The following is a 591-nucleotide window of genomic DNA, read 5'->3' as shown; positions in this document are numbered from 1 at the left end:
ATCCGAAGCGGACATCCAGCCAGCCTCCCCTTTCCGGCGATTCAGGAAGTCTCTCTAGGAATCCCAGTACCTCGGGTGCCGCCCGCTCGAGGAGAATTGACTCTTCGCAGTCCCACTCGCGTTCGTGGAACTTTGCCGGCTCGTTCAGAATGAGTGTGTACACACTCTTCCCGGCGGCCACGACCGCGCATGCTTCCGCTTCACCCAGGGGATTTCCGGCCTCTTCTGCCCGCCGACGGAGTTCGGAAAGGTGTTTTTCAAGGTACCGCTGAAACGCGATGACATCCTCGTCGTCTTCCCCCAGAAGCAGCTCGTGGAGTTCATGGACGGATGCCTCGTCGGCGCATCCTTCCAGTTCGTCGATGGCGGCCCAGAACTGGGATTCCTTCACGGTTCGTTCCTCTCAGATGTCCGTGGGGGTGCCCCGGCCAGCCGGGGCACCCCCGTTCAAGTCCGTCGGATCAGCGGCAGCTCTTCAGCTGCCCGGGCGGGCAGTGTCCGTGGTGAGCAACGTATTTCGTGATCTTCATGGCTTCCCACATTCGGGCGTTGTACCACCCCTTGCCGCGCCAGATCATTTTATAGCCGCAC

The 591-nt window shown here is 60.9% G+C and carries 1 protein-coding gene; it reads right to left on the bottom strand.

The genetic code is table 11. From position 1 onward, the window contains the following. A partial coding sequence (locus ABD357_RS24240) for a DUF4240 domain-containing protein (protein ID WP_486389228.1) occupies positions 1-391 on the bottom strand: 391 nt, incomplete at its 3' end. Positions 392-591: the final 200 nt, after the last annotated feature.

It is taken from the genome of Streptomyces vastus, from assembly GCF_039532825.1.
Classification (GTDB): domain Bacteria; phylum Actinomycetota; class Actinomycetes; order Streptomycetales; family Streptomycetaceae; genus Streptomyces; species Streptomyces vastus.
This window is presented reverse-complemented; position numbering and strand designations above follow the sequence as displayed.